Source organism: Amycolatopsis sp. NBC_01488 (assembly GCF_036227105.1).
Classification (GTDB): domain Bacteria; phylum Actinomycetota; class Actinomycetes; order Mycobacteriales; family Pseudonocardiaceae; genus Amycolatopsis.
The window spans coordinates 164,394-181,875 of the sequence record NZ_CP109434.1; the positions used below are offsets into that span (position 1 = coordinate 164,394).

The 17,482-nt window shown below is 70.8% G+C and carries 19 protein-coding genes; 3 read left to right on the plus strand and 16 right to left on the minus strand.

What is annotated here, in order from left to right:
- Nucleotides 1–57: 57 nt before the first annotated feature.
- Nucleotides 58–543: an Lrp/AsnC family transcriptional regulator gene (locus OG738_RS00750; RefSeq protein ID WP_329050353.1), complete on the minus strand. Its 486-nt coding sequence runs from the start codon at nucleotides 541–543 to the stop codon at nucleotides 58–60.
- Nucleotides 544–637: 94 nt separating this feature from the next.
- Between OG738_RS00750 and OG738_RS00755 the strand changes: the two genes are divergently transcribed.
- The gene (locus OG738_RS00755) at nucleotides 638–1,300 is read left to right on the plus strand and encodes a PadR family transcriptional regulator (RefSeq protein ID WP_329050354.1); all 663 of its coding nucleotides are present in this window, start codon (nucleotides 638–640) and stop codon (nucleotides 1,298–1,300) included.
- Here OG738_RS00755 and OG738_RS00760 read toward each other — a convergent pair.
- Nucleotides 1,222–2,049, minus strand: coding sequence for a class I SAM-dependent methyltransferase (locus OG738_RS00760; protein ID WP_329050356.1), 828 nt, complete (start codon nucleotides 2,047–2,049; stop codon nucleotides 1,222–1,224). The genes OG738_RS00755 and OG738_RS00760 overlap by 79 nt on opposite strands.
- 111 nt (nucleotides 2,050–2,160) lie before the next feature.
- Here OG738_RS00760 and OG738_RS00765 point away from each other — a divergent pair, with 111 nt between their 5' ends.
- Nucleotides 2,161–3,006, plus strand: a complete 846-nt coding sequence (locus tag OG738_RS00765; protein WP_329050358.1) for a VOC family protein — start codon at nucleotides 2,161–2,163, stop codon at nucleotides 3,004–3,006.
- Here the strand turns inward: OG738_RS00765 and OG738_RS00770 are convergent.
- The 6 genes from OG738_RS00770 to rpsB all read right to left on the minus strand — a co-directional run bounded on the left by OG738_RS00770 (nucleotide 2,994) and on the right by rpsB (nucleotide 8,776).
- Nucleotides 2,994–4,313 (minus strand): MFS transporter, encoded by a 1,320-nt coding sequence (locus OG738_RS00770; RefSeq protein WP_329050359.1) that lies wholly within the window; start codon nucleotides 4,311–4,313, stop codon nucleotides 2,994–2,996. The two genes, OG738_RS00765 and OG738_RS00770, sit on opposite strands and share 13 nt — an antisense overlap.
- A 95-nt stretch (nucleotides 4,314–4,408) precedes the next feature.
- Nucleotides 4,409–5,527 carry a phosphatidate cytidylyltransferase gene (locus OG738_RS00775; RefSeq protein WP_329050360.1) on the minus strand — a complete coding sequence of 373 codons (1,119 nt, stop codon included), beginning with the start codon at nucleotides 5,525–5,527 and terminating at the stop codon, nucleotides 4,409–4,411.
- Nucleotides 5,527–6,084, minus strand: a complete 558-nt coding sequence (gene frr / locus OG738_RS00780) for a ribosome recycling factor (protein WP_329050362.1) — start codon at nucleotides 6,082–6,084, stop codon at nucleotides 5,527–5,529. The genes OG738_RS00775 and frr overlap by 1 nt, the downstream gene beginning before the upstream one ends.
- Before the next feature lie 49 nt (nucleotides 6,085–6,133).
- Nucleotides 6,134–6,877: a UMP kinase gene (gene pyrH, locus OG738_RS00785; RefSeq protein ID WP_003065595.1), complete on the minus strand. Its 744-nt coding sequence runs from the start codon at nucleotides 6,875–6,877 to the stop codon at nucleotides 6,134–6,136.
- A gap of 113 nt (nucleotides 6,878–6,990) precedes the next feature.
- On the minus strand, nucleotides 6,991–7,806 hold the full coding sequence (tsf, locus tag OG738_RS00790; protein WP_329050365.1) for a translation elongation factor Ts: 816 nt from the start codon (nucleotides 7,804–7,806) through the stop codon (nucleotides 6,991–6,993).
- A 94-nt stretch (nucleotides 7,807–7,900) separates the two neighbouring features.
- Nucleotides 7,901–8,776, minus strand: a complete 876-nt coding sequence (rpsB, locus tag OG738_RS00795) for a 30S ribosomal protein S2 (RefSeq protein ID WP_329050366.1) — start codon at nucleotides 8,774–8,776, stop codon at nucleotides 7,901–7,903.
- Nucleotides 8,777–9,325: 549 nt separating this feature from the next.
- On the opposite strand from rpsB, the gene OG738_RS00800 reads away from it, so the two are divergent.
- On the plus strand, nucleotides 9,326–9,943 hold the full coding sequence (locus OG738_RS00800) for a M23 family metallopeptidase (protein WP_442875921.1): 618 nt from the start codon (nucleotides 9,326–9,328) through the stop codon (nucleotides 9,941–9,943).
- Here OG738_RS00800 and OG738_RS00805 read toward each other — a convergent pair whose 3' ends face one another.
- The 8 genes from OG738_RS00805 to lepB all read right to left on the minus strand — a co-directional run bounded on the left by OG738_RS00805 (nucleotide 9,944) and on the right by lepB (nucleotide 17,473).
- Nucleotides 9,944–10,792, minus strand: coding sequence for a FliA/WhiG family RNA polymerase sigma factor (locus OG738_RS00805; RefSeq protein WP_329050367.1), 849 nt, complete (start codon nucleotides 10,790–10,792; stop codon nucleotides 9,944–9,946).
- Nucleotides 10,793–10,901: 109 nt separating this feature from the next.
- The gene (locus OG738_RS00810) at nucleotides 10,902–11,885 is read right to left on the minus strand and encodes a tyrosine recombinase XerC (RefSeq protein ID WP_329056500.1); all 984 of its coding nucleotides are present in this window, start codon (nucleotides 11,883–11,885) and stop codon (nucleotides 10,902–10,904) included.
- A gap of 103 nt (nucleotides 11,886–11,988) precedes the next feature.
- A complete protein-coding gene (dprA, locus tag OG738_RS00815) occupies nucleotides 11,989–13,128 on the minus strand; it encodes a DNA-processing protein DprA (RefSeq protein ID WP_329050369.1) in 1,140 nt (379 codons plus the stop codon).
- Nucleotides 13,125–14,636: a YifB family Mg chelatase-like AAA ATPase gene (locus OG738_RS00820; RefSeq protein ID WP_329050370.1), complete on the minus strand. Its 1,512-nt coding sequence runs from the start codon at nucleotides 14,634–14,636 to the stop codon at nucleotides 13,125–13,127. The genes dprA and OG738_RS00820 overlap by 4 nt, the downstream gene beginning before the upstream one ends.
- Entirely contained in the window at nucleotides 14,636–15,013 is a 378-nt protein-coding gene (locus OG738_RS00825; RefSeq protein WP_329050372.1) for a YraN family protein, read from the minus strand. The genes OG738_RS00820 and OG738_RS00825 overlap by 1 nt, the downstream gene beginning before the upstream one ends.
- Before the next feature lie 267 nt (nucleotides 15,014–15,280).
- Complete coding sequence (locus tag OG738_RS00830; protein WP_003096226.1) at nucleotides 15,281–15,604, minus strand: DUF2469 domain-containing protein; 324 nt, start codon at nucleotides 15,602–15,604, stop codon at nucleotides 15,281–15,283.
- On the minus strand, nucleotides 15,601–16,443 hold the full coding sequence (locus tag OG738_RS00835; protein ID WP_329056501.1) for a ribonuclease HII: 843 nt from the start codon (nucleotides 16,441–16,443) through the stop codon (nucleotides 15,601–15,603). The genes OG738_RS00830 and OG738_RS00835 overlap by 4 nt, the downstream gene beginning before the upstream one ends.
- 91 nt (nucleotides 16,444–16,534) lie before the next feature.
- Entirely contained in the window at nucleotides 16,535–17,473 is a 939-nt protein-coding gene (gene lepB / locus OG738_RS00840) for a signal peptidase I (RefSeq protein WP_329050373.1), read from the minus strand.
- Between the last annotated feature and the right edge of the window lie 9 nt (nucleotides 17,474–17,482).

Genomic DNA, 17,482 nt, shown 5'->3' on the forward strand with positions numbered 1-17,482 from the left:
GCAACGCACAACCGACACCCTCACGAGTGCGCAGAATGCACACCGGAATCGGACGGCTCAGGTCTCCGGGTGCGCAGAATGCACGCGCTCCAGGAGGGGCGCGAGGCGGTACGGGACGAGCTCGCGCATGACGAGCGAGATGTTCGTCCGCTCGACGCCCGGCGAGGCCAGGATGCGCCCGGCGATGCGGTAGAGGTCGTCGGCGTCGACGGCCACCACCTGCACCATCAGGTCGCTCGCCCCGGTCAGCCCGCACACCTCGGTGACCTCGGGGACGGTCGCCAGCGCGTCGGCGATCTCCGCCAGCCGCCGCTGGTCGACCTGCGCGTTGACGAACGCGCGCAGCGGATAGCCCAGCCGAGCGGGGTCGATGCGGCGTTCGAAGGACCCGAGGACGCCGCGCTGCTCCAGCCGCGCGAGCCGGGCCTGCACGGTGTTGCGGGACAGGCCCAGCCGCTCGGCCAGCGCGACCGCCGTGGACCGGGGGTCCTCCCCGAGCGCCTGGAGCAGGCGCGCGTCGATCTCGTCGATGGTTTCCGGCACGCCGCCGATCATCCCAGGTCGGAGCCGGGTTGCCATCCGACTGTTTCCGATATATCGTGAAGCAGTCGCAATCGTTCGAGAAAGGAACACCGACATGCGTAGGCAACGACACCCCTTCACTCAAGAACACCCCTTCGCCCAGGAACGTGGGCGTGCACCCTTCGGTGGCTTCGGCGACTTCGGCCCGGGCTTCGGGCCGGGTTTCGGTCCGCGCGGTGGCCGCGGCCGGGGTCACGGACCGGGCCGGCGGGGTCACGGCGGACGGCGCAGCCGCCGCGGTGACGTCCGCGCCGCGATCCTCGCGCTGCTCGCCGAGCAGCCCCGGCACGGCTACGAGATCATCCGCGAGATCGGCGAGCGCTCCGGCGGCTTCTGGCGGCCGAGCCCCGGCTCGGTCTACCCGACGCTGCAGCTGCTGGCCGACGAAGGCCTGGTCGTCAGCAAGGACGAGCACGGCAAGAAGCTCTTCGAGCTGACCGACACCGGCCGCACCGCCGCGGAGGAGCAGGACAGCACCCCGCCGTGGGAGCAGATCGCGCAGGACGTCGACCCGTCCGAGGTCGGGCTCGCCAAGGCGGGCAAGAACCTGGCCGCCGCCGTCGTGCAGATCATGCGCGCGGGCACCGAGAGCCAGCAGGCCCGCGCGGCCGAGGTGCTCAACGACGCCCGGCGCTCGCTCTACGGCATCCTCGGCGAAGACGACGAGGAATCCGCTTCCCCCCAGGGCGAAGCTGCTTCCGAAGCCGACGCCGAGTGACCTGGCAGGACGAGGCCGGTGGGCTTGACCCGCGCATGGACGCGGTAGCCCACCGGCAGCGTCAGGTCGTGCGCGCGATTCCCATTACGCTGCAACGACTCCGCGATCGCCTGTTCGGCGACCCGCTTGCTGAACTCGATCTTCAGCACGGCTTCGAGGTCGGCGGCGGTCGCGAAACCCCACTCGGTGGCGACCCGGCGTAGGCCGAACCCGGCGCGGACGAAGAACCGCTCCACCGCCACCGGGTCGTAGTGCGGCAGGTCCGCGCGCATCCAAGAGCCGTAGGGCTCGCTGGTCACGTCGAGGTCGACGATCAGGAGCACCCCACCCGGTCGCAGGACCCGGTCGGCCTCGGCCAGTCCCGGCTCGCAGCCGGGTCCGAAGAAGTAGGCCGTGCGCGCGTGGACGACGTCGACGCTCGCGCTGCGGACCGGCAGCCGCTGGGCCCGGCCCAGCCGGACGTCCACGTTCGACAGACCCTTCACGCGCTCCAGCGCGCTTCGCACGAGCGGCTCGTGCGGCTCCACTCCGAGCACCGAGCGCGCGTCACGGGCGAAGCGCGGTAGGTGGAACCCGTCCCCGCAGCCGACGTCCAGCACGTCCCGGCCGGCCCAGTCGCCTTCTTCACGCAGCACGCGCCAGATCTCGCCGCCGACGTCCTGCGCCCGGTTCTCCAGCTCGTAATCGGCCTGGTAGTACCAGATGTTCGGGCTCGGCACGACCTCCGCGCGCCGGGACGACCACCGCACCGCTGCTCCTTCCGGGGCCTACTTCGCCGACAGTGATCTTCCCGCGGCGAATTCTTGGCGGAAACCACACGGATCACGCATAGAATTCGGTGGGTCTCGGGAGGAGCACCCATGGCGATCGGCCCGTCCAGTACCCCGTCCCCGGTCCCGGCCGGAATTCCGTGCTGGATCGAGCTGGCCTGCCGCGAGCAGACCGTGGCGGAGAGATTCTACGGTGCCCTCTTCGGCTGGACGTACGCCACTCAGCGCGACCCGGCGACGTCCGACGGCCGGTACGCCATCGCGACGCTCAACACGGTCCCGGTGGGTGGTCTCTACCGCGCCGCCGAGGGCGCGCCGCTGGGCTGGGTGCCGCACCTGTCCGTGCCGCACACCGCGAGCGCGGCCGAATGGGTGGAACACCTCGGCGGACGGCTGACGCTCGGGCCGATGCCGATCCCGCAGCGCGGCACGATCCTGCACGCCTACGACGCGTGCGGCGCGCCGGTGGTGTTCTGGGAGGTGCCGCCGGACTGGGAGTTCGTCACCGGGATCCCCAACACCTTCAGCGGCGCGGACCTCAACACCCACGACGGCGTCGCGGCGGATCACTTCTACACCAAGCTCTTCACCTACGGGAGCCACCAGATCGGCGACGGCGAGTCGCTGGACTACGTCGAATGGCTCATCGAGCACGAGCCGGTGCTGTACCGGTACGTGATGGGCTCGGAGTACAGCCTCGACACCCCGCCGCACTGGCTCGTCTACTTCGACATCGACCCGGCCCGCGGCGTCGACGCGGTCGCCGGCGAAGCGCTGATGCACGGCGGCACCGTCGTGATCCAGCCCTACGACACGCCGTTCGGCCGGATGTCGATCCTGGCCGACCCGGAAGGCGCCGTCTTCGCGGTGATCGACCACTCGCGCGTCTCTGAGGACTGGGGCCGCGCCGAGGTCGACGACCCCTACGACGACTGACGCGCGACCAGCGCCAGCCCCGCGACCAGCGCGTATCCGCCCGCCACCAGCCACATCCCGGTGGCGGGCAGCAGCGCGCCGACGAGCGCGACCCCGATCGCGCCGCCGGTCTGGCGGGACGCGTTGAGCACGCCCGCGGCGAGCCCGGCCTTGTCCGGCAAGGAGTTCATCGCCAGCGACGTCATCGCGGGCATGGCCAGCGAGCAGCAGCCGAACACCACCGAGACCACGACGAACGGCACGAGCGCGCGGTCCGCGGGCAGCAGCGCGAAGCCCGCTGAGCCGATGAGCCCGGCCAGCGCGCCCGCGACCATCGGGACGCGCGGGCCGAACCGCCCGGTCAGGCGGCCGCTGAAGAACGCGTTGAGCCCGACCGCGACCGTCAGCGGCACCAGCGCGAAACCGGCGGCGAGCGCGCCGAGCGTCCAGGCGCGTTGCAGGTACAGCGCGAGGCAGAAGAGCGTGCCGTAGAGGCAGAAGTTGAACAGGCCGCCGATCCCGGTCGCCACCGCGAAGTTCCGGATCTTGAGGATCCCCAGCGGCAGCACGGGATCCGGGACGCGCTTCTCGACCCCCACGAACACCGCGCCGGCGACCACTCCGCCCGCGAGCAGCGCGATCGTCGTGGGCGCGAACCACCCCGCGTGCCCGGATTCGATGAACCCGGCGACGAGCCCCGCGAGCGACGCCGTGCCCGTCAGCTGCCCGGCCAGATCCAGCCGGGTGGCGGCGTGGCGCGGCGGTTCGGCGACCGCGCGGCGCGTCAGGACGATCGCGACGACGCCGACCGGGACGTTGACCGCGAAAACGAGCCGCCAGTCGGCGAGGCCGACCGCGAGGCCGCCGAGCATCGGCCCGGCGGCGAGCCCGGCGCCGCTCATGCCACCCCACACCCCGAGGGCGCGCGCTCGCTCCCGCGCGTCCGGGAACTGGTGGACGATCAGCGCGAGCGAAGACGGCAGTAGTGCCGCGGCCCCCGCGCCTTGCACCGCCCGGGCGGCGATCAGCCAGGTCGTGTCGCCGGCGAGCGCGCAGGCGATGCTCGCGACGACGAAGACGGCGACGCCCACCTCGAAGACGCGTCGCGAGCCCCACCGGTCACCGGCCGCGCCCCAGGTGAGCAGGAACGCGGCGAGCGTGACGGTGTAGGCGTCGACGACCCACTGCAGTGCCGCCGTCGACGGCTCGCCGAAGTCGGCGCCGATCGCGGGCAGCGCGAGGTTCACGATCGTCGCGTCGAGCGTGATCATCAGGAAGCCCAGGCAGACGGCAGCGAGCGCGAGCCGGGCACGGGTTTCGGTGAGCATGTCCCGAGTCAAACCCGGGGAAGCTTCGGTGGTCCACGAACCATCGCCTACGTCTGTTAGGCGGAACCTCGCACCGCAGGTCTACCGATCCGCACTCAGCCCAGCGGCACGAACGCCGAGAGCAGCAGCCAGGACACCACCGCTGAGGGCAGCAGCGAGTCGAGGCGGTCCATGATCCCGCCGTGGCCGGGCAGCAGCGTGCCCATGTCCTTGACGCCGAGGTCGCGCTTGATCAGCGACTCGACGAGGTCGCCGAGAGTCGCGGTCAGCACGATCGCGACGCCGAAGAGCACGCCCTGCCAGACGTGGCCGTCCAGCAGCAGGCTGAGGGTGAGCGCCCCGGCCACGACCCCACCGACCAGCGAACCCCCGAAGCCTTCCCAGGTCTTCTTCGGGCTGATGCTCGGCGCCATCGGGTGCTTGCCGCCGAGCACGCCGGCGATGTAGCCGCCGGTGTCCGACGCGACGACGCCGATCAGGAACGTCAGGACCCGCCCGACGCCGTCCGGCGGCGGCACGAGCATGGCCGCGAACGCGCCGAAGAGCGGCAGGTAGGCGGCGGCGAACACCGAAGCGCTGATGTCGCGCAGATAGCCCTTCGCGCCGCCGGGCAGGCGCCACAGCAGGCAGGCGAGGACGGTGAGGACGAACGCCGTGAGCGCGCCCTCCCGGCCGAACGGCCAAGCGAGCCAGAGCATCGCCTGCCCGCCGACGAGCACCGGGATCATCGCGACCCGGATGTCGGCGACCCGGCGCAGCACCCCGGCGAACTCGAAGGTGCCGACCGCGATCGCGAGCGCGATGATCCCGATGAACAGGAAGCGCACGGTGAGCAGGGAAACGATGATCGCGGCGCCGAGCAGCAGTCCGACGCCGATGGCCGCGGGCAGGTTCCGGCCGGCCTTGGAGGCCTTCCCGGCCTCGGTCGCCGGAGTCCCCGGCGTGTCCGCCGCGGCCGTTCCGGCCGCCGACAACCGGTCCGCTTCGCCGGTTCCCAAGGCCCCGGATCCCGCCGGTGTCCCCGGCGCCCGCCCGGTTCCCGAGGTCGCGCTCGCGCCCGGCGTCTCCGGCGTTTCCGCCGCTGCGCCGGTTCCCGGGAACTCCGGCGTGGCCGGCACACCGGCGTCGGCGGGCTCCGGCGTCCCGGGAGCGGCCGCCGGGTGCTCTCCGGTGGCGTCCACCCGGTCCTCGCGTTCCTCGCTCACCTGTGCCATCAGACCTCGAGCAGCTCGGCTTCCTTGTGCTTGACCAGCTCGTCGACCTTGTGCGAATAGGTGTCGGTGAGGTTCTGCAGTTCCTTCTCCGCGCGCACGACCTCGTCCTCGCCCGCTTCGCCGTCCTTGCCGATGCGGTCGAGCTCTTCCTTGGCCTTGCGGCGGATGCTGCGGATGGTGACCCGCGCGTCCTCGCCCTTGCCCTTCGCGACCTTGACCATCTCCTTGCGCCGCTCTTCGGTGAGCTGCGGGATGACGATCCGGATCACGTTGCCGTCGTTGCTCGGGTTGACCCCGAGGTCGGACTCGCGGATGGCCTTCTCGATGGCGTTCAGCTGCGACTGGTCGTAGGGCTTGATCAACGCCATCCGGGCTTCCGGCACGTTCACGCTGGCCAGCTGGTTCAGCGGGGTCGGCGCGCCGTAGTAGTCGACCACGATGCGCGAGAACATCGACGAAGTCGCCCGGCCGGTGCGCACCGACGTCAGGTCGTCCTTGGCGACGGACACCGCTTTTTCCATCTTCTCCTCGGCGTCGAGGAGGGTCTCGTCGATCACGGCTACTCCCGGTGTTGTGATGGTGTGGCGCTTGCTGATCCCAGCAGGTCTAGGCCGGCACCCCGTCGGCGGGGGTGCTGACCAACGTGCCGATTCTTTCACCACTCACCGCGCGGGCGATGTTCCCCTCGGTGAGCAGGTTGAACACGATGATCGGCATGTTGTTGTCCATGCAGAGGCTGAACGCCGTCGCGTCGGCGACCTTGAGGTCCCGCTCCAGCACCTCGCGGTGGGTGATCTCGCGGAACATCTCGGCGGTGGGATCGGCCTTCGGGTCCGCGGTGTAGACGCCGTCGACGGCCTTCGCCATCAGCACGGCCTCGCAGCCCAGCTCGAGCGCCCGCTGCGCCGCCGCGGTGTCGGTGGAGAAGTACGGCATGCCGACCCCGGCGCCGAAGATCACGACGCGGCCCTTCTCCAGGTGCCGCTCGGCGCGGCGCGGGATGTAGGGCTCGGCGACCTGGCCCATCGTGATGGCGGTCTGCACGCGGGTGGGGAGGCCCTCCTTCTCCAGGAAGTCCTGCAGCGCCAGGCAGTTCATCACGGTGCCCAGCATCGCCATGTAGTCGGCGCGGTCGCGGTCCATGCCACGCTGCGAAAGCTCGGCGCCGCGGAAGTAGTTGCCGCCGCCGATCACGACCGCGACCTGGACGCCGGTGCGGGCGACGTCGGCGATCTGCTGCGCGACCGAGTGGACGACATCCGGATCGACGCCGATCGAACCACCGCCGAACATCTCGCCGCCCAGCTTCAGCAGCACCCGCCGGTAGCCACCTTCGACCCGGTCACCCATCTATGTCGCCTCCTAGGCCCCTCGACCTGTGTTCCCTATCTGGACCTGACAGTGCCCCGTCCCCGATGGACGGAGACGGGGCACTGGGGTGAAACCTACGCCCGGACCTGGCCTCAGGCCTGGCCGACCTCGAAGCGCGCGAACTTGGTCAGCGTCACGCCTGCCTCGTCGAGCAGGGCCTTGACGGTCTTCTTGTTGTCCTTGACCGACGGCTGCTCGAGCAGGACGTTGTCCTTGTAGTAGGCGTTGACCTTGCCCTCGACGATCTTGGTGAGGGCCTGCTCCGGCTTGCCTTCTTCGCGGGCGGTCTGCTCGGCGATGCGGCGCTCGTTCTCGACGATCTCGGCCGGCACCTCGTCGCGGGTCAGGTACTTCGCGCGCAGCGCGGCGACCTGCATGGCGGCGCCGCGGGCGGCGTCGACGTCGTCACCGGTGAACTCGACGAGCACACCGACGGCCGGCGGCAGGTCGGAGCCACGGCGGTGCAGGTAGGTCGCGGTCTGGCCCTCGAAGGCCACGACGCGGCGCAGCTCGAGCTTCTCGCCGATGCGGGCCGAGAGCTCCTGGATAACCTCGTTGACGGTCTTGCCTTCGAGCTCGGCGCCCTTCAGGGCCTCGACGTCGCTGGTCTTGAGGGTCTTGGCGACCTCGACGACCTTCGCGGCGAGCGCCTGGAAGTCGGCGTTCTTCGCGACGAAGTCGGTCTCGGAGTCCAGCTCGATCAGGACGCCGCCGTCGCCGGTGACCAGGCCCTCGGCGGTGGCGCGCTCGGCGCGCTTGCCGACGTCCTTGGCGCCCTTGATGCGGAGGAATTCGACGGCCTTCTCGAAGTCGCCGTCGTTCTCCTCCAGCGCCTTCTTGCAGTCCATCATGCCGGCGCCGGTCATCTCGCGCAGGCGCTTCACGTCAGCGGCGGTGTAGTTCGCCATTCTGGTAAATCCGTCCTTTTCAGGTACGTGAAATCTGTGGGTTGCGACGCCCGTGCGGCCGGCCCCGTGGGCCGGCCGCACGGGCGGTGGGACATCAGGAGGAGGCGGTCGCCTGCTCGGTGGCGGCCTCGGCCGGGGCCGCCTCGACGGCAGCGGCGGCTTCGGTCGCGTCGGCGGTGGCGGTCTCGGAGCCGGCGAGCAGCTCCTTCTCCCACTCGGCCAGCGGCTCGTCCGCAGCGACACCCGGCTCCGGCTTGGCGTCGGCCGAGGCACCGTTGCGGCTGGAACGCTGCATGAGACCGGCGGCCGCGGCCTCGGCGACGACCTTGGTCAGCAGCGCGGCGGAGCGGATCGCGTCGTCGTTGCCCGGGATCGGGTAGTCGACCTCGTCCGGGTCGCAGTTGGTGTCCAGGATCGCGACGACCGGGATGTTCAGCTTGCGAGCCTCGCCGACGGCGATGTGCTCCTTCTTGGTGTCGACGATCCACACCGCGCTCGGCACCTTCGCCATGTCGCGGATACCGCCGAGGGTCTTCTCGAGCTTGTCCTTCTCGCGGGTCAGCGTCAGGATCTCGCGCTTGGTGAGGCCCTCGAAGCCGCCGGTCTGCTCGCGCGACTCGAGCTCCTTGAGGCGGAGGAGGCGCTTGTGCACGGTCTGGAAGTTGGTCAGCATGCCGCCGAGCCAGCGCTGGTTGACGTAGGGCATGCCCACGCGCGCGGCCTCGTTGGCGATGGCTTCCTGAGCCTGCTTCTTGGTGCCGACGAACATGATCGTGCCACCGTGCGCGACGGTTTCCTTGATGAACTCGAAGGCGCGGTCGATGTAGGTCAGCGTCTGCTGCAGGTCGATGATGTAGATGCCGTTGCGCTCGGTGAAGATGTAGCGCTTCATCTTCGGGTTCCACCGACGCGTCTGGTGCCCGAAGTGCACGCCGCTGTCGAGCAGCTGCTTCATGGTGACGACGGCCATTGCCGGAATCACACCTCTTCTGTGTCGTGCGCGCCCGCGGGACTGCCGGTGACGCGCTACTCGGTTTGTCGCTCCCGGCCGGGTGGCCGGTCGCCCTGGTGCCCGTGGCGGCGTCCGGACCCCGAGATGGTGAGGAACCCCAGGGACCGCCGGACCCCGTGCGACTCGCCGGCTGCTGCCGGGGAACGCGCACGTGCACGCGAAGTCAGCCCGCTCATGCGGACCGCGGAAAAGATTCTACCCCCTGCCACCAGCCCCTCCCCCACTGGAGGCCGCGGACGAACGGAGTTGTCCACATCGGGTCCGGTTATCCACAGATTCGCCACCGGGCCCCCACAGCGCGGCGGGCTGCCGCAGGCTGGGGTCATGGAGTTGATCAGCGATGTCCGACAGTGGGCGACAGGTCGTGTTCCGGGTGTGATCGCCCTGGTCACGGCAGGTTTGGTGATCGTAGGCGGTGGGGTGACCTGGATCCAGGCGACGGTCCCCGACGGGTCGGCGAGCGTGCATGAGGCGGCGCCTGTGCTTCTCCTGTCGCGGCCGTTCCTTCTGGCGAAGCCTCAGCCACCGTCACCCACGACGGATCCTGGCCCGCTGCCGGCAGCGGCCGTCCTGGGTGCCACGCCCGCGTCGGCGTCGACCGCTTTCTGGGGCGCCGCGCTCACGGCGCCCCCGGCATGGGCGGCCGCCACCGCGTCCACCGGAGGCTGGCTTCCGTGGGGTGGTCCGCGCACCGTGCCGCAAGGGCGGCTGTCCTGGCCACTGTCACCCGTTCCGGTGGTCACGAAGTACTTCGACGCCCCGGAAACGCCCTACGGCGCCGGGCACCGCGGCGTCGACCTGGCCGCCGTGCCCGGGCAGGAGGTGCTCGCTGCCGATGCCGGCGTCGTCGTCTTCGCCGGGCTGCTGGCCGGGCGGCCGGTCATCTCCGTCGACCACGACGGCGGCCTGCGCACCACCTACGAGCCCGTCGAGCCGAAGGTGGCCGCCGGGGACCAGGTCTACCGGGGGCAGGTGCTCGGCACCGTCCTCGCCGGGCATCCCGGCTGCACGGTCGCCGCCTGCCTGCACTGGGGTGTGCGGCAGGGCGACGAGTACGTCGATCCCCTCGCCCTGACCGGCGAGGTGGGCGAGTTCCGGCTCAAGCCGTGGGGAGGTGGCCCCTGATCAGGCGCCGGTCTGCTCGACCAGCTTGGCGCGCAGCCGCATGACCGCCCGCGTGTGCAGCTGGCTGACCCGCGACTCGGTGACGCCGAGGACCTTGCCGATCTCGGCGAGGGTCAGGCTCTCGAAGTAGTAGAGGCTGACCACGATCTTGTCGCGCTCGGTCAGCTGCGCGATGGCCTGCGCGAGCTGGCGGCGGTTGTCCTGGTCCACGAGCACCGCGACCGGGTCGACGGCGTCGTCGTCGGGCAGCGTGTCCACCAGCGAGCCGCTGTCCTTGCCCGCGGCCACCAGGTCCTCCAGCGCGACGACGCTGGTCAGCTGCAGCTGGCCGTAGAAATCGCGCAGGTCGTCGAGGCCGATGCCGAGCTCGGCGGCGAGCTCCGCGTCGGTCGGAGTCCGGTTCAGCCGGGCGCCGAGGCGCTCCATCGCACGCTCGGCCTCCTTGGCCTTGCTGCGGACGGCACGCGGCACCCAGTCCTGCGAACGGAGGTCGTCGAGGATCGCGCCGCGGATGCGCTGCATCGCGTACGTCTCGAAGCGCAGGCCGCGCTCGGGGTCGAACTTCTCGATCGCGTCGACGAGCCCGAAGATGCCGGACTGCACGAGGTCACCGACGTCGACGTGGGTCGGCAGCCCGGTGCCGACCCGGCCCGCGACGTACTTGACCAGCGGGGCGTAGTGCAGCACGAGCCGATCGCGCGACGCCTGGTCGGGGCTGTCGGCGAACTGCCGCCACAGCGCCGCGATCCCGGCGTCGACGTCGTGGCCGGCCCGCGCTTCCGCGGGCACGGCGGCGTCACCGCGAGTGGTCACTCCGGTGGCGTCGGTCACGTGCGGTCCTGCGGTCATTGCACAGTCGTTCGCGGCATGCGGCTCAGTGTCGTCTCCGTGCTCGTGCGGATGCGCGTGCGCCGCCGGGCCTGCTGGTCGAGACCCCGGCGAGACTCCCCGGGGCGCCTCAGGCCCTGGGGTGCGCTCGGTCATGGATCGCTTTCAACCGGTCGACGGTCACATGAGTGTAGAGCTGCGTCGTGGCAAGCGTAGCGTGACCAAGCAGTTCCTGAACGCTCCTGAGATCGGCACCGCCCTCCAGCAGATGCGTCGCCGCCGAATGCCGCAGGCCGTGGGGCCCCATGTCGGCCGTTCCGGGCACCGCCGTGACGGCGTCGTGAACCACGCGCCGCACGGCACGCGGGTCGACGCGTTTTCCCCGGACACCGAGGAAAAGCGCGGGCTCGACGCCGCCACCGGCGGTTTCCGCGACGATCTTCGGCCGCCCCTCGGTGATCCAGTCGTCGAGCGCTTCCGCGGCCGGTACGCCGAACGGCACCACGCGTTCCTTGTCGCCCTTGCCGAGCACCGTCACGACACGACGGGAGAAATCGGCCCCACCGACGTCCAACCCGCACAACTCGGACACCCGGATGCCAGTAGCGTAGAGCAGTTCGACGATCGCGCGATCACGCAGTGCGACGGGATCGCGCTGAGCCGCGCCGGCCGCCGACGCACGCATGACGTCTCCCGCCTGCGCGGCGCGCAGCACCCCGGGCAGGGTCCGGTGGGCCCGCGGGGCGGCGAGCCGCCCACCCGGGTCGGTGGCGAGGACGTCGATGCGGTGCGCCCAGGCGGTGAACGTCCGCGCCGAAGCGGCCCGCCGCGCCAGCGTCGTCCGGCTGGCTCCGCCTGACTGCTGGGAGGCGAGCCACGCCCGCAACCGAGCGAGGTCCAGCTCCGCGAGCGTGCCACCGCCGTCCACGACGAACCCCAGTAGCGACACCGCATCGCCGACGTACGCCCGGACGGTGTGCGCGGACAGGCCGCGTTCCAGCCCGAGGTGCCGTTCGTAGCCGGTGACGACGGCCTGGACCGGCGCGGGCAACGCGGCCCGGAGCGCACGCAAGTCCGGGCGGCGGCCTCGGCCGGAGCGTGATGGCGGCGGCATGGATGTCACGCTGCGCGAACAACCGCCTCCGGTCAAGGATCGCCACGCGAGCCCACCGGACCGGCCGAACATTTTCGACGATTTCGCCCGGAATTCGTGGCGTTCACGCGCTTTCCCTCCGTCGCCGCCAGCCCGCGTCGCCGCGGACGGCGAATCCGTCGATCTCCAGCGCCGGCATCAGGGCCCGCACTTTCCGCAGCGGAAGCCCAGATTCGGCCGCGATTTCGGCGTCTGAACGGTCGCTTCGTGCGACCAAAGCCTCGTAAGCCCGCAACGCCTCGGGACCCAGCCGGTCAGTGGGACGTTTTTGCCGGGCGGCCTGGTCCTCGGCGATACCGAAGCGGCCCACGGTCTCGAGGACTTCGTCGACCGTCGAGACGAGCGTCGCCCGCGAGTCGCGGATCAGCTCATGGCATCCCACGGACATCCCGGACGAGACGGGTCCCGGCACCGCCATCACCACCTTGCCCAGGGCGCCGGCGGTACTGGCGGTGTTGCGCGCGCCGCTACGTCGCCCGGCTTCGACGACCAGCGTGCCCTCGGTGAGCGCCGCGATGAGCCGATTCCGGACGAGGAACCGGTGCCGCGCCGGCGGGGTGCCGGGCGGGTATTCGCTGACGACCGCACCACCGTTGCGGACGATCCGGTTCAGCAGCCCGACGTGGCCCGCCGGATAGCCCGCATCGACGGCACAGCCGAGCACGGCGACGGTGATCCCTCCGGCGGCGAGCGCCCCGCGATGGGCGGCGCCGTCGATGCCGTAGGCGGCACCCGAGAACACCGGGACGCCCCGGGTGGCCAGGCCGTAGGACAGCTCGGCGGCGTGGTGCTCGCCGTATTCGGTGGCCGCACGAGCCCCGACCACGGCGACAGCGCGATCGGCGGCGGTGCCGAGCGCGACGTCGCCGGAGACCCAGAGCGCCAGCGGAAGCACGGCTTCGGTGACGCCACGCCGAGCCGCGAGATCGAGGGCGAGCAGCGGCCACGCGGGCCACTCGTCGTCCTCGGGCACGACCAGCCGCGCACCGGCCGCGGCGGCCCGCGCGAAGTCCCGATCGACGAGGTCGTATTCGCGGCGCGCCTCGGTCGCCTTGAGCACCTCGGCCGGACAGTCACCCCGGCGAACCCGCGCCGCGGCTTCTACCGGCCCAACCTCGCCCACGAAGGCGATCAGGGCCGGTGCCGGAGGCTCGGCTACGCGCAAGAGGTAGGCGCGGGCTTCGCGCAGCTCGTCGGGGCTCATGCCGCCACCCGCTCTCGAAAGGCCAGTGCCGAGCTGACTTGATCTGTTCCGGGGCGTTTCTCGCCGTCCAGATCGGCCAATGTCCAGGCGATCCGCAAGCACCTATCGGCTCCTCGACCGCTCAAGGCGCCGCGTTCCATCGCGCGATCAAGCAGAGTGGTCGCTTCTTTGTCCAACGCGAACTGGCGCCGCAGCGCCGGTCCGGGCACCTCCGAGTTGGACAGCCAGCCGTGCTCACGCCATCGGCGGGCCGCACGTCCACGAGCCTCGAGCACTCGTCCGCGGACGGCTTCCGACGATTCCGCCACCCCGGTGTCGTGCGCGCTGATCGCGCTCAGCGGTCGTAACCGCACCCGCAGGTCGACACGGTCGAGCAACGGTCCGGAGAGCCGGCCGAGGTAGCGACGCCGGGCCGTCGGCGAGCACACACAGTCGGCGTCCTTCGGTGGTGCGCATGCACACGGATTCGTGGCCAGCACGAGCTGGAACCGCGCCGGGTAGGTGATTGAGCCCTTGACCCGGGCGATGCGCACCTCGCCCTCTTCGAGGACGGTCCGCAGCGATTCGAGGCACTGTGCACCGAACTCGCAAACTTCGTCGAGGAACAACACACCGCGGTGAGCCCGGCTGATCGCGCCGGGCGACGCGATTCCGCTGCCGCCGCCGATCAGTGCGGCGATGGAGATCGAGTAGTGCGGGGCTACGAACGGTGGCACTACGACCAACGGCGAGGACTTCGACAACGAGCCGTCGACCGAGTGCACCGCCGTGACCTCCAACGACTCCTCCTGCGACAACTGGGGCAGCAAGCTGGGCAGCCGTCTCGCCAACATCGTCTTGCCGACTCCGGGTGGCCCGGTGAGCAGCAGGTGGTGCCCACCCGCCGCGGCAACCTCGAGAGCCCACCGCGCTTCCGGCTGGCCGACGACGTCGGCCAGATCCGGGACCTGCGGCGGAGTCGTCGGACCGGATGGTTCGGGACGCTCCAGGTCGGCTTCGCCTTTCAGCCAAGCCACGAGATCGCGAAGATGACATGCGCCCATGACCTCGATGCCATCGACAAGTGCCGCCTCGGCCAAAGAGCCCACCGGCACGACGGCTCGCTCATAGCCACCCGCGCGCGCGGCAAGCAGGCCTGGAAGGATTCCGCGGACCGCGCGGATCCGACCGTCCAGGGCGAGTTCGCCCAACAGCACACTGCCCAGCAGCCGGGTCGCAGGGACCGCACCTGTTGCCGCGAGAACAGCCGCCGCGATGCCGAGGTCGTACGCCGAGCCAACCTTCGGGAGGTTTGCGGGAGACAGGCCCAAGGTCACCTTCCCGTCGGGCCAAGGCTGCCCGGAGTTGCGAACTGCGGAACGGACCCGATCTTTCGCTTCGCGAAGTCCCGCGTCGGGGAGGCCGACGAGCGTGATACGGCTCAATCCGCCTCCCAGGTCGGCTTCGATCTCGATGACCCGGCCGTCGATGCCCAGGAGCGCCGCCGACCAGGCTTTGGCGATGGGCATCAGAACGCCGCCTCGATGTGCTGGACGCGGGGGCGCGTGCCCGGCTCCGCGAGGATCGTCACGACGTCGTAGCGGACTGGGCACCAGCCGATGCGGAACTCGCGCAGCCAGCGTTGGGCGGCTCGGCGGACTCGGCCGGCTTTCTCTTCGGTGACGGTCTCCGACGGCAGGCCGTATTCGGTGCCCGTGCGGGTCTTGACCTCGCAGAAGACGACGCGGGTGCGGTCGGTGAGGATGAGGTCGATCTCGCCTTCGCGGCAACGCCAGTTGCGGCCGAGCAGGACGAGGCCGCGGTCCTGCAGGTGCCGGGAAGCGAGGTCTTCGCCCCACGCGCCCAGGTCGCGGCGGTGTCTTGCGAGCTGGTCGGTGCCCGTCATCGTGGTCGCCCCCTCGTCGGTGCACTGGTCACCGGGACGATCCCGGCGATCACGGTGCGTGTGCGTTCGACGATGCCAGGGGGCGGGGCGGCGAAACCAGAGCAGGATCGCCGGACTGTGGACAACCGGGGGCATGTGGACAACCGGTCCACGGAACATGGGGAAAGCGCCGAACTGTCGGCCCGGTGTGCTAGCGCGCGAAGAGATCACGCAAACGAACCGCGCCGGCCCGTCGAGGACGGGCCGGCGCGGAGCGGAAGAACCAGCTCAGCCCGAGAACGGGCCGTCTTCGGGCAGCCGGAGGTCCGGCTTGTCGAGCTCCTCGACGTTGACGTCCTTGAACGTGATGACCCGGACGTGCTTGACGAAGCGGGCGGGGCGGTACATGTCCCAGACCCACGCGTCGGACATGCGGACCTCGAAGTACACCTCGCCGCCGCCGTCGCGGACCTGGACGTCGACCGCGTTCGCCAGGTAGAACCGCCGCTCGGTCTCCACCACGTACGAAAACTGGCCGACTATGTCGCGGTACTCGCGGTACAGCGAGAGCTCCATCTCGGTCTCGTACTTCTCGAGATCCTCTGCGCTCATGAAATCCGCGCCCCTCCTCGGGATCGTGCTGCTGCTCCGCCGGCGGAGCGTTCATTGTGACCCACACCCGCGGCCGGGGCATGCAGCGGCAGGCTGAGTTGTGGCTCGAGCGCCTCGTCGAGGACCGCGGCGAGCCCCGCCGCGGACCCGCCCTCCATGGCCTTTTCCAGCGCCGCGTAGGTCAGCAGGACCGGCCGCGCCGGCCGCACGCCGTGCTTGATGGCCACCGTCGCGACGTTCGTGTACGACCACCGGTGGACGTCGCTGGGGCCGTGCTCGCGCAACGCCGCCAGGTGGTCGGTCGTGCTGTAACCCTTGTGCACGTCGAAACCGTAGTGCGGGAGGTCGTCGTGGTAGCCCGCCATGATGCGGTCGCGCGTCACCTTCGCCAGCACCGACGCGGCCGCGATGCACGCCACCGAGCGGTCGCCCTTGATCACCGCCGCGTTCGGGGCCGTGAGACCGGGGACGCGGAATCCGTCCGTGAGGATGTACCCCGGCGACACGCGCAGCGCCGCCGCGGCGCGCCGCATGCCCTCCAGGTTCATCACCCGGATGCCGTAGAGGTCGACCTCGGCGGTGGGAACGACGATCACGGAGTAGTCGACGGCCCGGGCGAGGACCAGGTCGTAGACCCGGTCGCGCGCCTTGGCCGTCATCAGCTTGGAGTCCGTCAGCTCGGTCAGCCTCGCCGCGTCACCCTGCTTGAGCACGCAGGCCGCGACCACCAGCGGTCCCGCGCACGCCCCGGCGCCGGCTTCGTCCACTCCGGCGACCGGGCCGAGGCCACGGCGGACGAGCGCGCCCTGCAGGCCCCAGAAGAGGTCGCCGCGCACCACGGCCCGCGGCGGCCGGATGGGCTCCGCCGCGGTGAGGGGAACGGGAAGAGTCAAGGCTGGATCACCCGTCTGCCGACACGGATCGGGGTGGCTAGCGTTTCCGCCCGGCCGCCCGGCGCAGTCCGGACTTGAGCTTGCGCCCGACGAAGAGCGCGGGCCACGCCGCCGCGATGCCGGCCCCGAGCGGGAGGCCGCTCTGCCAGGCCGGCGCGCCGAGCGCCGCCGGCTGGGCCGACGTCTGCGGGTTGTGGTCGGTGATCCCGCCCCACCGGCTCGGCGGCAGGACGATGATCCGCGCCTTGCCGATGATGTTGTCCACGGGGACCGCGCCGTTCACGCCGCCGCCGCCCTGGAACCGGGAGTCGTCGGAGTTGTTCCGGTTGTCGCCCATGACCCAGACCGTCCCCGCGGGGACCTTGACCGGCTCGAAGGTCCGTTCCGTCTGGTTGGCCGCGTTTTCCCAGTAGACGTACGGCTCGTCGAGCCCCTTGCCGTCCACGACGACCCGGCCCTGCGTGTCGCAGCACTGGACGGTCTGGCCGCCGACCGCGATCACGCGCTTGACGAAGTCCCGCTCGTCCGGCGGGGCGAACCCGACCAGCGAGCCCAGACCGCGCAGGCCCTGGACGACGATGTTGCTCGACTCCTGCGGCGCGACCTCGTTGTTGACCCACGCCGGCGGGCCCTTGAACACGACGACGTCGCCCGGCGAGGGCTCGGTGAAGTCGTAGGTGACCCGGTCGACCAGGATCCGGTCGCCGGTGCACCCGGGGCACCCGTGCAGGGTGGCCTCCATGGACCCCGAGGGGATCATGAAGACCTTCGCGAGGAATGTCTGGATCAGAATCGTGAGCACCAGGGCGATCACGAGCAGGATCGGCAGTTCCTTCCAGAACGACCGTTTCTTGGCGGGCTTGGCTCGCCGCCGTCGGGACCCCCCGCGCTCCTCGGAGCGGGACCGCCGGGGCAGGTCCTCTTCGGAGCGATCGGGGTCATCCTCAGGAGCGTTCTGGGACACGGGTTCGGCCACGTCGTCAGG

Excerpts from the sequence above, each read along its gene's own strand:
- rpsB (WP_329050366.1), bottom strand. The coding sequence starts at position 8,776 with ATGGCCGTCGTCACCATGAAGCAGCTGCTCGACAGCGGCGTGCACTTC.
- OG738_RS00820 (WP_329050370.1), bottom strand. The coding sequence starts at position 14,636 with ATGCCCATCGCCAAAGCCTGGTCGGCGGCGCTCCTGGGCATCGACGGC.
- tsf (WP_329050365.1), bottom strand. The coding sequence starts at position 7,806 with ATGGCGAACTACACCGCCGCTGACGTGAAGCGCCTGCGCGAGATGACC.
- OG738_RS00775 (WP_329050360.1), bottom strand. The coding sequence starts at position 5,527 with ATGGCACAGGTGAGCGAGGAACGCGAGGACCGGGTGGACGCCACCGGA.
- OG738_RS00805 (WP_329050367.1), bottom strand. The coding sequence starts at position 10,792 with ATGACCGCAGGACCGCACGTGACCGACGCCACCGGAGTGACCACTCGC.
- OG738_RS00765 (WP_329050358.1), top strand. The coding sequence starts at position 2,161 with ATGGCGATCGGCCCGTCCAGTACCCCGTCCCCGGTCCCGGCCGGAATT.
- dprA (WP_329050369.1), bottom strand. The coding sequence starts at position 13,128 with ATGAGCCCCGACGAGCTGCGCGAAGCCCGCGCCTACCTCTTGCGCGTA.
- OG738_RS00755 (WP_329050354.1), top strand. The coding sequence starts at position 638 with ATGCGTAGGCAACGACACCCCTTCACTCAAGAACACCCCTTCGCCCAG.
- OG738_RS00825 (WP_329050372.1), bottom strand. The coding sequence starts at position 15,013 with ATGACGGGCACCGACCAGCTCGCAAGACACCGCCGCGACCTGGGCGCG.
- OG738_RS00810 (WP_329056500.1), bottom strand. The coding sequence starts at position 11,885 with ATGCCGCCGCCATCACGCTCCGGCCGAGGCCGCCGCCCGGACTTGCGT.
- OG738_RS00770 (WP_329050359.1), bottom strand. The coding sequence starts at position 4,313 with ATGCTCACCGAAACCCGTGCCCGGCTCGCGCTCGCTGCCGTCTGCCTG.
- OG738_RS00830 (WP_003096226.1), bottom strand. The coding sequence starts at position 15,604 with ATGAGCGCAGAGGATCTCGAGAAGTACGAGACCGAGATGGAGCTCTCG.
- pyrH (WP_003065595.1), bottom strand. The coding sequence starts at position 6,877 with ATGGGTGACCGGGTCGAAGGTGGCTACCGGCGGGTGCTGCTGAAGCTG.